General features: G+C 58.8%; 1 protein-coding gene. It reads left to right on the plus strand.

The window, feature by feature from the left end:
* Nucleotides 1-1,039: flagellin (locus tag ACRXB1_RS36250; protein WP_449494800.1), on the plus strand; the 1,039-nt coding region annotated here is incomplete at its 5' end.
* Nucleotides 1,040-1,259 lie beyond the last annotated feature (220 nt).

The following is a 1,259-nucleotide window of genomic DNA, read 5'->3' on the forward strand; positions in this document are numbered from 1 at the left end:
GCGCATGACGTCGCAGATCAACGGCCTGAACCAAGGTGTATCGAATGCGAACGACGGCGTTTCGATGACGCAAACGGCATCGAGCGGTCTGAGCCAGATCACGGACAACCTGCAACGTATTCGCCAACTGGCTGTGCAAGCTTCGAGCGGTTCGCTGTCGTCGACCGACCAGGCAGCACTCCAGTCGGAAGTGTCGCAGCGTATCAGTGAAATTAACCGCATCTCGTCGCAAACCACGTATAACGGCACGAACTTGCTGGACGGTTCGGCTGGCGTGAAGAGCTTCCAGGTTGGCGCGAACGTGGGTCAGTCGATCAGCGTGGATCTGGGTGCATCGGCTAACGTGTCGGCATTGAAGCTCGGTGGCGGAGACCCGCAGAAGGGCACGGCGGTTGGCAGCATCGATGGTCTGTCGCTGGATTCGACCGGTACGTACGCTGCAACGGGCGCAACCGTCACGACGGTCAACGTCATTGCCGACGGCAAAGGCGGTTTTACCTATACGGACCAAAACAACAAACAGTTGGGCGACGGCACGGGTACTGAAAAGATCCCGGCTTCGGATGGCGGCGACGGTACGGCGACGTACACGTTCAAGGCATCGAACGTCATCACGACGGCGGCTGGCAAGAGCACGCTCGCCGCTACGGCATTGCCCGCAGCAGGCGCTGCAACGTCGCAGCAAACCGACGAACTCGCTTCGTTCGACGCAAACAGCACGCCGCCGCAAGTGTCCGCAATCGACATCAGCACGACAAACGGCGCATCGAGCGCTATTGAATCGATCGACAATGCGCTGAACACCGTCAACGCACTGCAATCGCAACTGGGCGCTGTCCAGAACCGTTTCAGCTCGGTAGCCACGACGCAGCAAGCACAATCGACGGACTTGTCGTCGGCTCAATCGCAAATCACCGACGCGGACTTCGCGCAGGAAACCGCGAACCTGAGCAAGGCGCAAGTGCTGCAGCAAGCAGGTATCTCGGTGCTGGCACAGGCCAACTCGCTGCCGCAACAAGTACTGAAGCTCCTCGGCTAAGCATTTTGGCCGATGCAGTAACCGGCGCGCACCGCTTACAATGCGCGCCGGGTGAAACACCCGCATCACAGCGGTAGTTGCAGCAAAAAGAAACAAAAAAACCGCTGGGAGGCTTGCCTCCCAGTTCGCGTTTCCGGAATTTATCGAGCGTTTTCCGGCCCACGCACGAACGGAGCAATGCATGAGCACGATATCTACATCGTCAACCGGTTCAACCGTT

This window comes from Caballeronia sp. M23-90, assembly GCF_053574605.1.